Source organism: Frigoribacterium sp. CFBP 13729 (genome assembly GCF_014841875.1).
In the GTDB taxonomy this organism is placed as follows: domain Bacteria; phylum Actinomycetota; class Actinomycetes; order Actinomycetales; family Microbacteriaceae; genus Frigoribacterium.
Genome location: NZ_JACYUR010000005.1, coordinates 51,564 through 67,449 on the forward strand (window position 1 = coordinate 51,564; position 15,886 = coordinate 67,449).

13 protein-coding genes are annotated in these 15,886 nt (G+C 73.4%); 8 read left to right on the forward strand and 5 right to left on the reverse strand.

The features are described from left to right. Positions 1-33: 33 nt before the first annotated feature. The 5 genes from IFT77_RS13835 (at position 34) to glgX (ending at position 9,170) form a co-directional block, all read left to right on the forward strand. Positions 34-2,709 (forward strand): ATP-binding protein, encoded by a 2,676-nt coding sequence (locus IFT77_RS13835; protein ID WP_192170315.1) that lies wholly within the window; start codon positions 34-36, stop codon positions 2,707-2,709. Next, positions 2,706-3,401: a response regulator transcription factor gene (locus IFT77_RS13840; protein WP_192042448.1), complete on the forward strand. Its 696-nt coding sequence runs from the start codon at positions 2,706-2,708 to the stop codon at positions 3,399-3,401. The genes IFT77_RS13835 and IFT77_RS13840 overlap by 4 nt, the downstream gene beginning before the upstream one ends. Positions 3,402-3,673: 272 nt before the next feature. After that, the gene (locus IFT77_RS13845) at positions 3,674-5,623 is read left to right on the forward strand and encodes an APC family permease (RefSeq protein WP_192170373.1); all 1,950 of its coding nucleotides are present in this window, start codon (positions 3,674-3,676) and stop codon (positions 5,621-5,623) included. 238 nt (positions 5,624-5,861) lie between these two features. Next, on the forward strand, positions 5,862-6,560 hold the full coding sequence (locus IFT77_RS13850) for a hypothetical protein (protein WP_192170316.1): 699 nt from the start codon (positions 5,862-5,864) through the stop codon (positions 6,558-6,560). A gap of 528 nt (positions 6,561-7,088) precedes the next feature. After that, entirely contained in the window at positions 7,089-9,170 is a 2,082-nt protein-coding gene (gene glgX / locus IFT77_RS13855) for a glycogen debranching protein GlgX (protein WP_192170317.1), read from the forward strand. A 150-nt stretch (positions 9,171-9,320) separates the two neighbouring features. Here glgX and IFT77_RS13860 read toward each other — a convergent pair whose 3' ends face one another. Continuing rightward, positions 9,321-9,596, reverse strand: coding sequence for a hypothetical protein (locus IFT77_RS13860; protein WP_192170318.1), 276 nt, complete (start codon positions 9,594-9,596; stop codon positions 9,321-9,323). Positions 9,597-9,839: 243 nt separating this feature from the next. Further along, on the reverse strand, positions 9,840-10,742 hold the full coding sequence (locus IFT77_RS13865; protein ID WP_192042452.1) for an aminodeoxychorismate lyase: 903 nt from the start codon (positions 10,740-10,742) through the stop codon (positions 9,840-9,842). A 626-nt stretch (positions 10,743-11,368) separates the two neighbouring features. On the opposite strand from IFT77_RS13865, the gene IFT77_RS13870 reads away from it, so the two are divergent. Continuing rightward, positions 11,369-12,037: an HAD-IA family hydrolase gene (locus IFT77_RS13870; RefSeq protein WP_192042453.1), complete on the forward strand. Its 669-nt coding sequence runs from the start codon at positions 11,369-11,371 to the stop codon at positions 12,035-12,037. A gap of 27 nt (positions 12,038-12,064) precedes the next feature. Here IFT77_RS13870 and IFT77_RS13875 read toward each other — a convergent pair whose 3' ends face one another. The 3 genes from IFT77_RS13875 to IFT77_RS13885 form a co-directional block, all read right to left on the reverse strand. Further along, on the reverse strand, positions 12,065-13,081 hold the full coding sequence (locus tag IFT77_RS13875; protein ID WP_192042454.1) for an NAD-dependent epimerase/dehydratase family protein: 1,017 nt from the start codon (positions 13,079-13,081) through the stop codon (positions 12,065-12,067). Positions 13,082-13,300: 219 nt separating this feature from the next. Further along, the gene (locus tag IFT77_RS13880; RefSeq protein ID WP_192170319.1) at positions 13,301-14,266 is read right to left on the reverse strand and encodes a metallophosphoesterase; all 966 of its coding nucleotides are present in this window, start codon (positions 14,264-14,266) and stop codon (positions 13,301-13,303) included. Positions 14,267-14,336: 70 nt separating this feature from the next. Continuing rightward, positions 14,337-14,753, reverse strand: a complete 417-nt coding sequence (locus IFT77_RS13885; protein WP_123547070.1) for a hypothetical protein — start codon at positions 14,751-14,753, stop codon at positions 14,337-14,339. A gap of 166 nt (positions 14,754-14,919) precedes the next feature. Between IFT77_RS13885 and IFT77_RS13890 the strand changes: the two genes are divergently transcribed. Next, positions 14,920-15,339 carry a VOC family protein gene (locus IFT77_RS13890; RefSeq protein WP_192042456.1) on the forward strand — a complete coding sequence of 140 codons (420 nt, stop codon included), beginning with the start codon at positions 14,920-14,922 and terminating at the stop codon, positions 15,337-15,339. Between the two features lie 122 nt (positions 15,340-15,461). After that, positions 15,462-15,851: a YchJ family protein gene (locus tag IFT77_RS13895; protein WP_192042457.1), complete on the forward strand. Its 390-nt coding sequence runs from the start codon at positions 15,462-15,464 to the stop codon at positions 15,849-15,851. The last annotated feature ends 35 nt before the right edge of the window (positions 15,852-15,886 follow it).

The following is a 15,886-nucleotide window of genomic DNA, read 5'->3' on the forward strand; positions in this document are numbered from 1 at the left end:
GGACGTGTCGGCGGCGCGTGCGAAGCTGGGCGCATGACACGAGGTCGGCTGCGGGTGCTGCTCGGTGCCGCTCCCGGCGTCGGCAAGACCTTCACGATGCTCGAGGAGGGCGCGAGGCTGCGCGACGAGGGCAAGGACGTCGTGGTGGCCGTGGTCGAGACCCACGGCCGGGCAGCGACCGCCGCCCGGCTTGGCGACCTCGAGGTGGTGCCGCGCGAGCGGCACGTGCACCGCGGGGTCGAGCTCGACGAGATGGACCTGGAGGCGGTGCTCGCCCGGGCGCCGCAGGTCGCGCTCGTCGACGAGCTCGCGCACAGCAACGCCCCGGGCTCCCGGCACGACAAGCGCTGGCGCGACGTGCAGGCCCTGCTCGACGCCGGGATCTCGGTGGTGTCGACCGTCAACGTGCAGCACGTCGAGTCGCTGGCCGACGTCGTCGAGCAGATCACCGGCGCGGCGCAGCACGAGACCGTGCCCGACGCGGTGCTGCGCGCGGCCGACCAGATCGAGGTCGTCGACCTGGCGCCGCAGGCGCTCCGCGACCGGCTCGCGGCGGGCGATGTCTACCCCGCCGCCCGGGTCGACGCGGCGCTCTCGAACTACTTCCGGCTCGGCAACCTCACGGCGCTGCGCGAGCTCGCCCTGCTCTGGCTCGCCGACGAGGTCGACAGCGCCCTGCGCGCCTACCGCGTCGAGCACGGCATCGACGCCGCGTGGGAGGCGCGCGAGCGCGTGGTCGTGGCCCTCACCGGAGGCGCGGAGGGCGAGACGCTGATCCGTCGCGCCGCGCGCATCGCGGCCCGCAGCGCCGGGGGCGAGCTGATCGCCGTGCACGTGAGCACCCCCGACGGCCTCCGGCAGGGCGCGCCCGGCGCGCTCGCGGCCCAGCGCGCCCTCGTCGAGAAGCTCGGCGGCAGCTACCACCAGGTCGTCGGCTCGGACGTGCCGAGGGCGCTGGTCGACTTCGCCAAGGGGGCCGACGCCTCCCAGCTCGTGATCGGCGTCAGCCGACGCGGCCGGCTCGGGTCGCTCGTCACGGGGCCGGGCATCGGCGCGACCGTGATCCGCGAGTCGGGCCAGCTCGACGTGCACATCGTCACGCACTCGGCGGCGGGCCGGGGCTGGTCGCTGCCCAAGCTCGGCGGGGCGCTGTCGCGGTCGCGGGTCGCCACGGGCTTCGTGCTCGCGGCCGTCGTCGGGCCGCTGCTCACCTGGCTGCTCGCGGGGCACCGCACCGAGGACGGCATCGCAGGCACCGTGCTGCTGTTCCAGCTGCTCGTCGTCGTCGTGGCGGTGACCGGCGGCGTCTGGCCGGCGCTCTTCGCCGCCCTGCTGTCGGGCGTCACGCTCGACCTCTTCTTCATCGCGCCCATCTACAGCGTCACGATCGCCGAGCCGCTGCACCTGCTCGCGCTCGTGCTCTACGTGCTCAACGCCGCCATCGTCAGCTGGGTCGTCGACCAGGCGGCACGGCGCAGCCGGTCGGCGGCCCGGGCCCTCGCCGAGACCGAGCTGCTCGCGACCGTGTCGGGCAGCGTGCTGCGGGGGCAGGACGCGCTGCAGGCGCTCGTCGCGCGCACCCGCGAGGCGTTCGGGCTGAGGCGGGTGCGGGTGCTGTCGGGCGACGAGGTGCTCGGCGACAGCGGGGTGGCGGGCGACGGTGCTGGTGCTGGTGCTGGTGCTGCTGCTGCGGCTGCTGGTGGTGGTGGTGCACGTGCGGGTGGGGCTGCTGCTCGTGCGCGTGCCGGTGCGCCTGATGCGGGTGCCTCGGCCGACGTCTCGACGCTGCCCGCGGGGGAGCACGGCGTGCTCGAGCTCACGGGCGAGCCGCTGCAGGCGGGCGACCGACGCCTCCTCGCCGTGGTCGCCGCGCAGGTCGAGGCGGCGCTCGAGCACTCGGCGCTCACCCGCACGGCCGGCCAGGTCGCTCCGCTCGCCGAGGTCGACCGGATGCGCAGCGCGCTGCTGGCCGCCGTCGGGCACGACCTGCGCCGCCCGCTCGCTGCGGCGACCGCCTCCGTCAGCGGCCTGCGCCAGCCCGGCGTCGAGTGGAGCGACGCCGACCGGCACGAGCTGCTCGCCACCGCGTGGGAGAGCCTGGAGTCGCTGTCGTCCCTCGTCACCAACCTGCTCGACGTCAGCCGGGTGCAGGCCGGCGCGCTGGCCGTCCGCACGGCGGTCGTCGACGTCGACGACGTCGTGCTCGGGGCGCTCGACGAGCTCGGGCTCGGGCCCGCCGACGTCGAGCTGGCGCTGCGCGCCTCGGTGCCGGCCGTCGTCGCCGACGCCGTGCTGCTGCAGCGCGTCCTCGTCAACCTGCTCGACAACGCGCTGCGCCACTCGCCCGACGGCACGCTCGTGCGCATCTCGACCAGCGGCTTCGCCGGCCGGGTGGAGGTGCGGGTCGTCGACCGCGGGCCCGGCGTCCCGCCGGAGCGCCGCGACGAGATCACCGTCGCGTTCCAGCGGCTCGGCGACACCGACAACTCCACGGGGCTCGGGCTCGGCCTCGCGCTGAGCAAGGGGTTCACGGAGGCGATGGGCGGCGCCCTCACGATGGACGACACCCCGGGAGGCGGCCTCACCGCCGTCGTCTCCCTGCCGGAGGCCCCTGCCCCTGGTGCCGGCGCGGATCCTCACGGGATCCCTACGTCGGGAGCGCGAACAGCACCTCCTGCGGGCGGTACCGTCGTCGAGGAGGGCCCGTGAAGATCCTGATCGCCGACGACGACCCGCAGATCCTGCGGGCGCTCAAGGTGACCCTCGGCGCCCACGGCTACGAGATCCACACGGCGTCCGACGGTCGCGAGGCCCTCGACGTCGCCATGACGCAGCACCCCGACCTGGTCATGCTCGACCTCGGCATGCCTCGACTCGACGGCGTCGAGGTGATCGCGGGCCTGCGCGGCTGGTCGACCGCCCCCGTGCTCGTCGTCTCCGGGCGCACCGACGCCGCCGACAAGGTCGAGGCGCTCGACGCCGGCGCCGACGACTACGTGACGAAGCCGTTCGCGATGGAGGAGCTGCTCGCGCGGATCCGAGCGCTCACCCGCCGCCTCGCACCCGGCGACGACGACGCGCCCGTGGTCGAGTTCGGCGACGTGAGGGTCGACCTGTCGGCCACGACGGTGACGCGCGCCGGCGAGCTCGTGCGCCTCACGCCGACCGAGTGGCGCGTGCTCGAGCTGCTGCTGCAGAGCCCCGGCAAGCTCGTCACCCGCGAGACCCTGCTGACGCAGGTGTGGGGCGCGTTCCACGCGAAGGACACGGGCTACCTCCGCCTCTACTTCGCGCAGCTGCGCAAGAAGCTCGAGCCGGTGCCGGCCGAGCCGCGCTACCTCGTCACCGAGCTGGGCATGGGCTACCGCTTCGTGCCGGACGGAGGCGCCGAGAAGCCCTGATCCCAGAGGAGCCAGACCTCAGAGGAGCCAGACCTCAGAGGAGCCTGCCCGCCGAGACCGTCGCCGGGCTGCCCCGCACGTGACCTGCGGGCCCGCCGTGGGCCCGCTGGGCGCCTGCTGCGGACGTCCGAAGTCCTCACGACATCCTTACGGCCGACCGCCCCGTGCCGCCCCACGGCGGGCGTAGCGTTGCTCCGTCGAGCCGTCCCGGGTGCGACGAGCGACGAGAGGTCACCGTGTCCACGACGTCCGAGCAGCGCGACGCCGACGCGCTGGAACCGGCGCTCTCCCGCACGTCGGGGTCGCGCCTCCGGGGCTGGCTGCTGGGCGGCCTCTCCGAGAACAGCGGTGCCCACCAGGGCCCGCACGCCACCACCGTCGAGAAGACGCACTCGTGGTGGCGCGTCATGTGCCTCACCGGGGTCGACTACTTCTCGACCCTCGGCTACCAGCCGGCGATCGCCGCCGTCGCGGCCGGCCTGCTCTCGCCGCTGGCGACGATCGTGCTCGTGGTGCTCACGCTCTTCGGCGCTCTGCCCGTCTACCGCCGCGTGGCCCGCGAGAGCCCCCGCGGCGAGGGGTCGATCGCGATGCTCGAGCGCCTGCTGCCCTGGTGGGGCGGCAAGGTCTTCGTGCTCGTTCTGCTCGGCTTCGCCGCCACCGACTTCATGATCACCATCACCCTCTCAGCCGCCGACGCCACGGCGCACGCCGTCGAGAACCCCTTCGCGCCGTCGTGGTTCCACGGCGCCGAGGTGCCGATCACGTTGTTCCTGGTCGCGCTGCTGGCCGCGGTGTTCCTCCGGGGGTTCAAGGAGGCGATCGGCATCGCCGTCGTCCTGGTCGGCGTGTTCCTGGCGCTGAACCTCGTCGTGATCGCCGTGGCGCTCGCCCACGTCGCCGAGAACCCGGTCGTCATCGGGAACTGGTGGCAGGCGCTGACCGTCCAGCACGGCAACCCGCTCGTCATGGTGGGCATCGCGCTGATCGTGTTCCCGAAGCTCGCGCTCGGCCTGTCGGGGTTCGAGACCGGCGTCGCCGTCATGCCGCAGATCACCGGCGACGCGAGCGACACCCCGCAGCAGCCGGTCGGCCGGATCCGCGGCGCGCGCCGCCTGCTCACGTCGGCCGCGATCATCATGAGCTCGTTCCTCATCCTGTCGAGCTTCGTGACCACGCTGTTGATCCCGCAGGAGGAGTTCCAGTCGGGAGGCGAGGCGAACGGCCGTGCCCTCGCCTACCTCGCGCACGCCTACCTCGGCAACGGCTTCGGCACCCTCTACGACGTCGCCACCATCTGCATCCTCTGGTTCGCCGGTGCCTCGGCGATGGCGGGGCTGCTCAACATCGTGCCCCGCTACCTGCCGCGCTACGGCATGGCGCCGCAGTGGGCGCGGGCCGTGCGGCCGCTCGTGCTCGTCTTCACGGCGATCGCCTTCGTCATCACGATCGTGTTCGACGCCGACGTGGACGCCCAGGGCGGGGCGTACGCGACGGGGGTGCTCGTGCTGATCACCAGCGCCTCCGTGGCGGTGACCCTGTCCGCGCGCCGGGCGCGTCAACGGAAGCGGACCGTCGCCTTCGGCGTCATCGCGGTCGTCTTCGTCTACACGACCGTCGTCAACGTGGTCGAGCGTCCCGACGGCGTCCGGATCGCCGCGATCTTCATCGTGGGCATCATGGCGGTGTCGCTGATCTCGCGGGTGCGGCGGTCGTTCCAGCTGCGCGCGACGTCGATCTCGTTCGACGACACGTCGCTCGGCTACGTCCGCGAGGACGCCGACGAGTACGGCTCGATCCGCATCATCGCGCACGAGCCGGGTCGCGAGGTCGCCGAGATCTACAAGAAGAAGCTGAGCGCGGAGCGCAAGTACAGCGGCATCCCGCAGCGCTCGCCCGTGATCTTCCTCGAGGTGCACCCGGGCGACTCGTCCGACTTCGAGGAGGACCTCGAGGTCACCGGCTGCGTCGTGCACGGCTACCGCGTGCTGCGCGTCACGAGCGGCGCCGTGCCCAACACGATCGCGTCGGTGCTGCTCGCGGTGCGCGACGAGACCGGGGTCGTGCCCGACGTCTACTTCGAGTGGACCGAGGGCAGCCCGCTGTCGAACATGGGACGGTTCCTGGTGACCGGGGCCGGCGAGGTGGCGCCCGTGACGCGCGAGGTGCTGAGGCAGGCGGAGCCGCACCGCTCGCGCCGCCCCGACGTGCACGTCAGCTAACCGCCGCCCCGCCGGCCAGCTCGGTTTCTCGCCTGCTCGTGCCCGGGCACCCCTTGCCCCCTCATCCGACGCGTTCCGGACAGGATGACGCGCAAGAGCGCGTCATCCTGTCCGGAACGCGTCCGTCTGCCGAGTCAGGAAGCGCGAACCGGACGGCCGCGAGGCGCGTTGCCGTGCGCACGCGGCGGGGATCGACGGCGACATGTGCTGCACGGAGCAGTTCTGCCAGCCGCGCGGGGTGGACGACGTCCAGGAGATCGAAGTGCACGACCGTGCGCACCTCTCCCGACCGCAGCAGCTCCCGGTCGCGTGCCTTCATCTGTCGGAGGGCCTCAGCGGTCGAACGTCCGGCGAGCATCCTCCCGTCGACGAGCTTCTCCATGCCGTCGAACTCGAGCAGGGCGCCGTCGTCGGGCAGGTGCATGTCGCCTCGCCCCGCGAACCGGCCGTGCACCGTGACGACCTTCTGGAGGACGGGTGCCTCGACGCCGAGTTCGTGCAGCGCGATCCGGGCCAGGGACTCGCCGCCGTTCTCGGACCACGGAGACGCGAACTCGATCACGCGTGCTGCCGCGCTCCCCCCTCGACGGTCACCGGGGCCGACCGAGGCGAGCAGGTCGGCTCGGACCCGGGCGAGCCGTTCGTCGACGTGGGGCCCGGCATCGTGCCGACTGCGAAGGACGATGCGCCGGAGGACCGCGTCGGCACAGAGGACGGCGTCTCCGAACGCCGAGCACTTGGCCACGTCGATGACGGTGCGCAAGAGCGACGTCGACGGAACGCCCGCGACGTCGACCACGTCGCGGGCGGCGAGCTCGCCCGGACGCACGTGGACGAGACGAGCGCGGCGGGCCTCGGCGCGGAGAGGATCGATGAGCTGCACGACCTCGCCGAACACGCGGTGGACGCGCGGCAGGTCGTGGACGGCGACGGCTGAGTCGTGAGATGCGACGAGCCGAGAAGGATGTCCTGCCAACGCGGCACGAACGGCGACGACGTGACGGCCACGATCGTCGAGAGCCGTCCAGGCGGCTGCGGCGACGTACACGCCTCGGCGCACACGATGCACGTCTCCCCGTTCGTGGCCTCGTCTCAGCGCCCGCGCCTCCTTCGCGTCGCCGTGGGTCGCCGCGAAGCTCAGCGGGACGCGGAACGGGTCAGGTGCAGTCATGCGCCGAGTGTCGGTCTCCGGGAGGACGCCCGCGTCGCAGGAGGCTGCTGCTGGGGAGAGGCGACCTGTGAAGGCTGCTGGGGAGGAATCGCCTTCGGGATGTGTTCCGGACAGGATGACGCGCTGTAGCGCGGCACTTTGTCCGAACGGAGTCAAGAAGGGCGGGGCGGGGCGGGGAGCAGGGGCAGGCGGGTCGCGAGGCGCGGCGGCGCGGAGCGCGCGCAGGGCGGCGGGGTACAGCGGGCCGGGCGCTCAGCTTGGCCCCCGCAGCCGCGCAGCCTGTATGTCTGGTGCATGACCGCTTCTCGCTCCCTGCCCTACCCCCTCGGCGTCACGCCCCTCGAGGGCGGCGGCGCCCACGTCGCCGTGTACTCCGAGACCGCCGACAAGATCTGGTTCTGCCTGTTCGACGACGCGGACGACGGCACCGACGGCACCGGCAGCACCGGCGGCACCGAGACCCGCTTCGAGCTCACCGAGCGCACCGGCCACGTGTTCCACACCGTCGTCGAGGAGGCGCGCGTCGGCTCCCGCTACGGCCTGCGTGTCGCAGGCCCCTGGGACCCGGCCGCCGGCCTCCGCCACAACGAGAACAAGCTGCTGCTCGACCCCTACGCCACGGCCCTCGACGGCCGCTTCGACTGGGGCCAGGCCGTCTTCGGCCACGACATGGACGAGCCCGGGACGATGGACACGACCGACTCCGCGTCGGCCATGCCGCGCAACGTGATCGCCGACCGCGACTTCGACTGGGGCTCCGACGAGCGCCCGCTGACCGCCCTCGAGGACACGGTCGTGTACGAGGTGCACGTCAAGGGCTTCACGCAGCAGCACCCGGACGTGCCCGAGGAGATCCGCGGCACCTACGCGGGCCTCGCGCACCCGGCCGCGATCAAGTACTTCACCGACCTCGGCGTCACCGCCGTCGAGCTGCTGCCGACGCACCAGTTCGTGCAGGACAGCCACCTCGAGGAGAAGGGCCTCCGCAACTACTGGGGCTACAACTCCATCGGCTTCTTCGCGCCGCACGACGAGTACGCCTCGGAGGCGGCAGGCACGCGAGGCGGCCAGGTCGCGGAGTTCAAGGCCATGGTCAAGGCCTTCCACGAGGCCGGCCTCGAGGTGTGGATGGACGTCGTCTACAACCACACGGCCGAGGGCAACCACATGGGCCCGACGATCTCGTTCAAGGGCATCGACAACGCGTCGTACTACCGCCTGGTCGAGGGCGAGGAGTCGGCGTACTTCGACACCACCGGCACCGGCAACAGCCTGAACGTCAGCCACCCGGCGGCGCTCGGCCTGATCATGGACAGCCTGCGCTACTGGGTCACCGAGATGCACGTCGACGGCTTCCGCTTCGACCTGGCGACGACGCTGACGCGTCAGGGCGGCGAGGCCAGCGAGCACAGCGCGTTCCTCACGCTGATCCACCAGGACCCGGTGCTGCAGAGCGTCAAGATGATCGCCGAGCCGTGGGACACCGCCGGCTACCAGGTCGGCGGCTTCCCGGCCGACTGGTCGGAGTGGAACGGCAAGTTCCGCGACGACGTCCGCGAGTTCTGGAACGGCGAGCCCGGCGTCCTGTCGACCTTCTCCGACCGCGTGCTCGGCAGCCCCGACGTCTACGAGGACTCGCGCCGCTCGCCCCTCTCGAGCGTCAACTTCGTCACCGCGCACGACGGCTTCACGTTGGCCGACCTGACGATGTACGCCGAGAAGCACAACGACGCCAACGGCGAGGACAACCAGGACGGCGAGAGCGACAACAAGTCGTTCAACGGCGGCGTCGAGGGCCCGACCGACGACGGCGCCGTCAACGAGTACCGCGACCGCCAGCGCCGCAACTTCCTCGGGACGCTGCTGATCAGCGCGGGCGTGCCGATGATCCTCGGCGGCGACGAGATCGCGCGCAGCCAGGGCGGCAACAACAACGCCTACTGCCAGGACAGCGAGATCTCGTGGTTCGACTGGGAGCGCGCCGACCGCGACCTGCTCGCCTTCACGACCGAGCTGATCACGCTGCGTCGCGAGAACCCGGCGCTGCGCCCCGACTGGTTCCGCTACGCGCCCGAGGTCGAGAGCGACGACCACGTGCAGGTGCGCCGCGCCGACGACCACTCGTTCTCGACGGGCGACTGGCAGCAGGGCGAGAACAAGGCGATCACCTTCGTGCTCACGCACAAGGACGCCGACGCCTTCGCCTACCTCACCAACGGCTCGACGAGCGTCGTCGAGTTCCAGGTGCCCGAGGCGCCGCACGGGGAGTGGGAGCTCGCCAGCTCGAGCGATCCCGACCAGCAGGTCGAGGGTCCGGTGACGACGCTGCTCGTGCGCGACGCGAGCTTCACGCTGCTCCGGAGCCGCGCCTCCTAGGGGGCACCAGGCGAGAGCCGACCCGAGGAGGCGGGCGTCGCCTCCTCGGGTCGGGTCACGCCGGTCCCGGGAACAGGACCGCGGACGAGAACGCCGGAGGGCGGGCACCCAGGGGTGCCCGCCCTCCGGCGTGTGGTCGGGTCGGAGGCGTCAGGCCGTCGCGAGGTGCCGCGCGGGCTCGACGAAGAAGTCGGCGTAGGAAGGGCGTGCGGCGACGACGGGCACACGCGGCGCCCGCGAGGTGCGGCGGCGCTTCGGGTACGCGCCGATGCGGGCCGGCGCGACGCTGGACTCGCGGCGGTAGGAGCTGTCGCTGGTGACGTCGACCCGGGAGCGGACGTGCTGGACGAGCTGCTCCGGGACGAGGCCGGCGAGGTCGCGGGCCGACACGGAGCGGAGAGGGGAGCGGGGGGTCGATGCGGACATGTTCGGCTCATTCCTGGCGCCCTGCGAACGCCTGATCGAACTGCGGATGATGGCTGCGCCGCCGTGAATCGGCACGTCCCCACCATCGCAGTCGACCCCGGAAGTGTCTAGCTCACCTAAGCATTGTTCGCGTCGCGGATACCCGCACTACCACGTGAGCCGCCCTCATGGCCGGTCGGCCGCTTCGCGTCGCGCGCCCGGTCGGCCTCGCGGCGTCGCATCCGCCGCGTCGGACGAGCCCGGTCAGACGCGCCGGTCGACGAGCGCGTCGGCCAGCTGCCGGGTGACCTCGGCGTCGATCGCCACCGGCTCGCCGTCCAGCGACGAGAGCGGCGCGACCAGCCGGCCGCTCGAGACGAGCCAGAGCGCGTCGGCCCGGCGCACCTCGTCCATCGGCAGCAACACCTCGGCGACCTCGTGCCCCAGCGAGCGCAGCACCTCGAAGGCCGCGGCCTGGGTCGTGCCCTCCAGGATCCCCTGGTCGGTGCGCGGCGTGACGTAGACGCCGTCGAGGCGCGCGATGAGCGACGCCGACGGCCCCTCGAGCGCGTAGCCGTCGCTGCTCACGAAGAGCACGTCGTCGGCTCCCCGGCGGGCGGCCTCGCGCAGCACGCTCTTGTTGACGGCGTACGACAGCGTCTTGGCGCCCTGCAGCAGCCACGGCGAGGTCTGTGCGACGTCGTGCCGGTAGCCGCGGTCGAGCGACACGACGCGGATGCCGTGCACGCGCTCGGCGTCGTGGTCGGGCATCAGCTCGGTGCGCACCCACGCCGTGGGCGACCCGTCGCCTCCCTCGATCCCTCGCGTCACGACGAGCTTCTGCAGGAGGAGCGGCGCCGGCTCGTGCAGCCTGGCCGACTCGAGGCAGGCGGCCCGGATCACGTCGAGGTCGAGCTCGGGCAGGTCGAGCAGGGCCGCCGAGCGGGCGAGCCGGGCGAGGTGCGGCTCGAGTGCCTGGATCGAGCCGTGCGAGACGCCGAGGCCCTCGAAGATCCCGTCGCCGCGGGTGACGCCGAGGTCGGTGACGTGGATCGTGTGCTCGGACGGCTCGACGACTCGCCAGCCCGTCTCGCCCGGACCGAGCGGGGGTCCGCCCGCGGCCGCTCGGTCGATCATCACGAGCACGGGAGGCGGGGCGTCGGTCATGGGGGCGACGCTAGCAGCGCCCCAGGTCCACGGGGTGGTCGCTAGACGGACTAGTCAGAGCGTCTAACGAAAGTGGATGGTGACCAGGCTTTTTCGTCAGAGTCAACCCCTGTCGGGGAGTCGCCTGCGGCCGTAGGCTGGCGGAGCCCGCCTCGAGCAGGCACGTGGCTCTCCGCACCGTCGGAGCTTCACGCAGGGACGATCGCTGCGGAGGGTCACGAGGGGCAGGCACGCGACACGTCGCCGCCGGGCCCGTCGCCTCCCGGCCTCACGCCGCCGTCTGGCCGATCCTCCGAGGAGGGGCCGCGCCCCTCGAGCGAGGAGCGCGACCCGGATGCCGCTCCGCGAGCGTGAGCTTCACGGGCAGGGAACGCTCGCGGGGAGCGACATCCTGTGGGACCGGTGAGGTCCCGACACGACAAGGCTACGCGTTCCGTCGAGTCCCCCGGAAGGGGGCCAGTCGACGTGCACGGCATGCACAGGCTGCACGGAGCAGCCCGGCCGGGCCCGTTCCCCGGCGAGGTCCCCCGTCCTGCCCACGACCGTGCCGTCCATCACCGTGCCGTCCACGGCCGTCCAGGGCCGTCCACGACCGTCCCGCCTGGGTCGTGCGCCAGACTGACGCCATGAGTCCCGAGCAGCCCCGCACGACCCTGACCGCCCGGGCGGTCGTCTTCGACATGGACGGGACGCTCGTCGACTCGACCGCCCTCGTCGAGCGCATCTGGACCGAGTGGTGCGGCCCGCTCGGCCTGCACCCCGGCGAGGTGCTGGCCTTCGCGCACGGTCGGCAGACCGCGGACACGGTCCGGCGGTTCCTGCCCGAGCTGGACGAGGAGGCGGTGCTCCGGCACGTCGACGCGCTGCTGTCGGTCGAGGGCGAGGCCCCTGACGGCGTGGTGGAGATCCCCGGCGCGGCCGCGTTCGTCACCGCCCTGCCCGTGCAGCTCGTCGCGCTGGTGACGAGCGCCCCGGGGACCATCGCGCGGAGCCGCACCGCCGTCGCGGGGGTCGGGCTGCCCGCGGTCGTGCTCGCCTCCGAGGACGTGCCCGTCGGCAAGCCCGCTCCCGACGGGTACCTGCGGGCGGCCGAGCTGCTGGGCGTCGAGCCGGGCGACGTCGTCGTCTTCGAGGACGCGGAGGCGGGGCTGCAGGCTGCGCGCGCCTCCGGGGCCCAGGTCGTGGTCGTGGGCGACCACGACGGGCCGGCCGCCGAGGGGCTGACGCGCATCGCCGACTACCGCGGTGCCGCGGTCGAGCTCGGCGACGACGGGCTGATCACGATCACGCTCTGAGCCCAGGCGGCAGCGCCCGCGCGGCTGTCAGCCGCTGAGCGGGTGCGAGCCGGCGTGCGAGTCGCGCCGGCCGATCGCGCGGGCGAAGGCGCGCAGCGTGTCGCCGGAGGAGTGCCGGGGCGTCCAGCCGAGCTGCTCGCGCGCGGCGTCCGTCGACATGACGGGGACCTTCGCGGCGATGTCGAGCCAGCCGGGCTCCGTCGGCTGCAGGCGCAGCAGCCACGTCACGAGCGCCGCGGCGCGCATCACGCGGTAGGGCACGGGCAGCAGCCGCGTGCCGAACGCCTCCGCCACCATCTGGGGATCGACGATCGGCTCTGCCGCGAGGTTGAAGGCCCCGCCCACCCGGCGGTCGATCGCGCGCCAGAAGGCGTCGGCGACGTCCTCGGCGTGCACGACCTGCGACACGAAGCGCGGCGCGAGGGGGAGGAAGGGGAGGCGGTGGTGCTGCATCCACCGGGTCGGGACCCAGCGGCCGAGGAACAGGCCGATGATCTCGCTCGCGGCGGCAGGCTGGAACACGAGCCCGGGACGCATCCGGGTCAGGACGACGTCGGGGTGCTTCGCTGCCCACGCGTCCATCAGGCGTTCGTTGACCGCCTTGTGCTTCGAGTAGCTCGACCGGCGCACGCCCTTGGTCTTGTAGGACTCCGAGACGCGACGCGACTTGGGGCCGCGGCTGTAGGCGCCGACGGACGACGCGACGAGCACGTGCGGCACCCCGGCCAGGGCGACGGCGTCGAGCACGTGGCGGGTCCCGACGACGTTGGTGCGCCACATCGCGTCGCGGTCGTGGCTCGGCTGCAGCGCCCAGCCGAGGTGCACGACGGCGTCGGCGCCGACGAAGGCGCGGGCCAGCCGGTCGGGCGAGGCGTCGTCGCCGACGTCGAGGGTGAACCACTGGACGTCGCCGTACGGCGGCGAGGCCGTGCGGGGCGCACGACGGGCGATGCCGACCAGCTCGGTGACGTCGGCTTCGGACTGGAGCCGCGTCAACAGGGCCGTGCCCAGGTTGCCGGTGGCTCCGACGACGACCACGCGCATGCTGCGGTCTCCCTCGCATAGCTCTCGGACAGGTGTGGACGCCTCGGCCCGCCCACGCGGACCCGACGTCGCCTCGACCCTACGCGGCGCGCCTGGGCCGACGCCCGGCACCGCCCGCCGCCCGGGGTCGCCCGCCCCCGTCGCGGGCACGTCGAGTTGCTCCGAACGGCTGCCTGGCCGTCGAGGAGGCGACCGTTCGGGGCAACTCGATCACGCTCGTCAGGAGGAGGAGGAGGAGGAGGAGGAGGAGGAGGAGGAGGAGGGGGCCGGGGCACCGGCGGCCGCGGCGATCGCGCGCACCGCCTCCTCGTCGAGGACGAACACCTCGTCGCCGTCGTGCTCGTCGTGCACCCGCACCGGCGTCGAGCGCACCGAGCCGTCGGGGAGCAGGTCGACGAGGAGGAACCCCGACCCGCGCACGGCCCGCTCCGTGCCGTGCGGCGCGCAGACGTCGGTCTCGTTGGCGACGGCGGGCGCGACGAGCACGGGCAGGCCCGCCAGCGAGCCGACCACGTGGCGGTGGTAGTGGCCGGCGAGGACGACGCGGACGTCCGTTCCCTCGACCGCCTCGGTCAGCGCCTCCGGGGCCTGCAGGGCCAGCGACTGGTGCAGGGTGGTGGGCGCGGGGAGCGGCGGGTGGTGCAGCACGACCACGGTGCCGCGCGGCGCGGGCTCGGCGAGCAGGTCGCGGAGGCGGTCGAGCTGCTCCGGCCGCAGCAGGCCGTAGCCGGCCCGCGGCACCGAGGTGTCGAGGGTGACGACGCGCCAGCCGTCGACGAGCGAGACGCCGTCGACGGGGCGCGCGGCGTCAGGTCGCTCGCGGGCTGGCTGGCCGGCGTCGGGCCGGGCGCCGTGCGCGAGGTGGCCGTCGCCGAGCACCTCCGTGAAGCCGGCGCGCAGGTCGTGGTTGCCGGGCACGAGGACGACGTCGACCTGACCGTCCCGGCTCGTGGCCCAGGCCTCGACCCGGTCGCGCAGCAGGGCGTAGGAGGCGGTGCTCCCGTCGTCCGACAGGTCGCCCGAGCCGACGAGCAGCCGGACGCCGTCGACCCGGGCCGCCTCGGCGAGGACGCGGTCGAGGGCGGCGAGCGTGTCGACGGAGCCCTGGTGCAGGCTCCCGTCGCCGCTCAGGTGGGAGTCGCTCAGGTGGACGACGCGCAGGGCTCCGGGCGGAAGGGCGAACATGCGCCGACCCTACTGGCCGCCACCGCCTCCTCCTCGACCGACCGCACGACCGGACGAGGGGTCGGCGCGGCTAGGCCAGGAACTGCTCGACGGGCCCGAGGCGCGCGTCGAGCTTGGCGCCGAGCTCGGCGAACATCGCGGTGACCGCGTCCCACTGCTCGTGCGAGGGGTTCTGCGGCTCGACGTAGAGGCCGTAGAAACGGCGGCCGAGCGCGAGGGTCTCGAGCAGCACGGTCTCGGTGTCGTCGAGGAACTGCGTGCCGTCCTTGTTCAGGTCGGACGGCGACACGTTCAGGCCGGTCAGGGTGCGGAACCCGCCCGCCGTCAGCGCCTTCGCGGTCGCCGACCGGGAGAGCCGCGGCAGTCGTTCCCGGCCGCCGCGCGGGTCGCCGTGGATCGTGCTCGCCTCGAGGCGGGCCCGGACGTGCGCGAAGACGAGCTCCGGCTCGAGCACGGGGTGGGTGCCCGGGGGCGGAGGGGTGGCCATCCGTCAACTGTGGCAGGGCGCGCGACGCCCGGTCACGCCCAGTTCGGGGCCGACCCGGCCGGGGGTGGTGGCGCCTCCTCGACGCTGCCATCATGCCGGGAGGCAGCGCGGCCGCCGGCCCACGCCGCCCTCCCGACGTGCCGGCGACACGACCGAGGGAGCACCGATGTCCGTCCAGCTCACGCCGTATCTCGCTTTCCGCGCCCAGGCCCGCGAGGCGCTCGACTTCTACGCCTCCGTGTTCGGCGGCGTCCCCACCTACAGCAGCTACTCCGAGTTCGGCATGGGCGGCGAGGGCGAGGGCGACAAGGTCATGCACGGGCAGCTCGCGACCCCGCACGGGCTCCTCCTCATGGCGGCCGACCGGCCCGACTCGGTCCCGCTCGAGAGCGAGAACGCGATCTCGCTGTCGCTCTTCGGCGCCGCCGAGGACGAGGACCGGCTGACCGGCTGGTTCGCTGCGCTCGCCGAGGGCGGCACGGTCCACGAGCAGCTCGCGAAGGCGCCGTGGGGCGACAGCTTCGGCCAGCTCGACGACCGGTTCGGCATCCACTGGATGGTGAACATCGGCGGCGAGGCGGCCTGAGGCGCCGAGGTCGACCCAGGGCGAGGGAGCCGAGGAGGTGCGGGGCGGCCGGGCAGCCGCGCAGCACCTCCTGCGCTCGGTCGGCTGCACGTCGGCCCGCCGGGGTCGGCGATGATGGACGGATGGACGACTCCGCACGCTGCCCCTGCCTGAGCGGCGAGACCTACGGGGCGTGCTGCGGGCCCCTGCACGCGCACGTCGTGCCGGCTCCCACCGCCGAGCGGCTGATGCGCTCGCGGTACTCCGCGTTCGCCGTCGGCGACGCCGCATGGCTGCTCGAGACGTGGCACCCGTCGACCCGCCCGGACGAGCTGGAGCTCGACCCGACGGCGCGGTGGTTCCGGCTCGACGTGCTGCGGACCGAGCGCGGCGGGCCCCTCGACGACCAGGGCGTCGTCGAGTTCGCGGCGCACCGCCGGGTCGACGGGGACGCCGAGGTGCAGCGCGAGGTCAGCCGGTTCGTCCGCGACCGTTCGCGCCGATGGCTGTACGTCGACGGCGTGCCCGGCTAGCTGGCGCTCGGCGGCGCGGGCTAGCCGGCGCTCGG

Coding starts and splice junctions, on each gene's coding strand:
- IFT77_RS13835 (WP_192170315.1), top strand. CDS start 34: ATGACACGAGGTCGGCTGCGGGTGCTGCTCGGTGCCGCTCCCGGCGTC.
- glgX (WP_192170317.1), top strand. CDS start 7,089: ATGACCGCTTCTCGCTCCCTGCCCTACCCCCTCGGCGTCACGCCCCTC.
- IFT77_RS13860 (WP_192170318.1), bottom strand. CDS start 9,596: ATGTCCGCATCGACCCCCCGCTCCCCTCTCCGCTCCGTGTCGGCCCGC.
- IFT77_RS13865 (WP_192042452.1), bottom strand. CDS start 10,742: ATGACCGACGCCCCGCCTCCCGTGCTCGTGATGATCGACCGAGCGGCC.
- IFT77_RS13870 (WP_192042453.1), top strand. CDS start 11,369: ATGAGTCCCGAGCAGCCCCGCACGACCCTGACCGCCCGGGCGGTCGTC.
- IFT77_RS13875 (WP_192042454.1), bottom strand. CDS start 13,081: ATGCGCGTGGTCGTCGTCGGAGCCACCGGCAACCTGGGCACGGCCCTG.
- IFT77_RS13880 (WP_192170319.1), bottom strand. CDS start 14,266: ATGTTCGCCCTTCCGCCCGGAGCCCTGCGCGTCGTCCACCTGAGCGAC.
- IFT77_RS13885 (WP_123547070.1), bottom strand. CDS start 14,753: ATGGCCACCCCTCCGCCCCCGGGCACCCACCCCGTGCTCGAGCCGGAG.
- IFT77_RS13890 (WP_192042456.1), top strand. CDS start 14,920: ATGTCCGTCCAGCTCACGCCGTATCTCGCTTTCCGCGCCCAGGCCCGC.
- IFT77_RS13895 (WP_192042457.1), top strand. CDS start 15,462: ATGGACGACTCCGCACGCTGCCCCTGCCTGAGCGGCGAGACCTACGGG.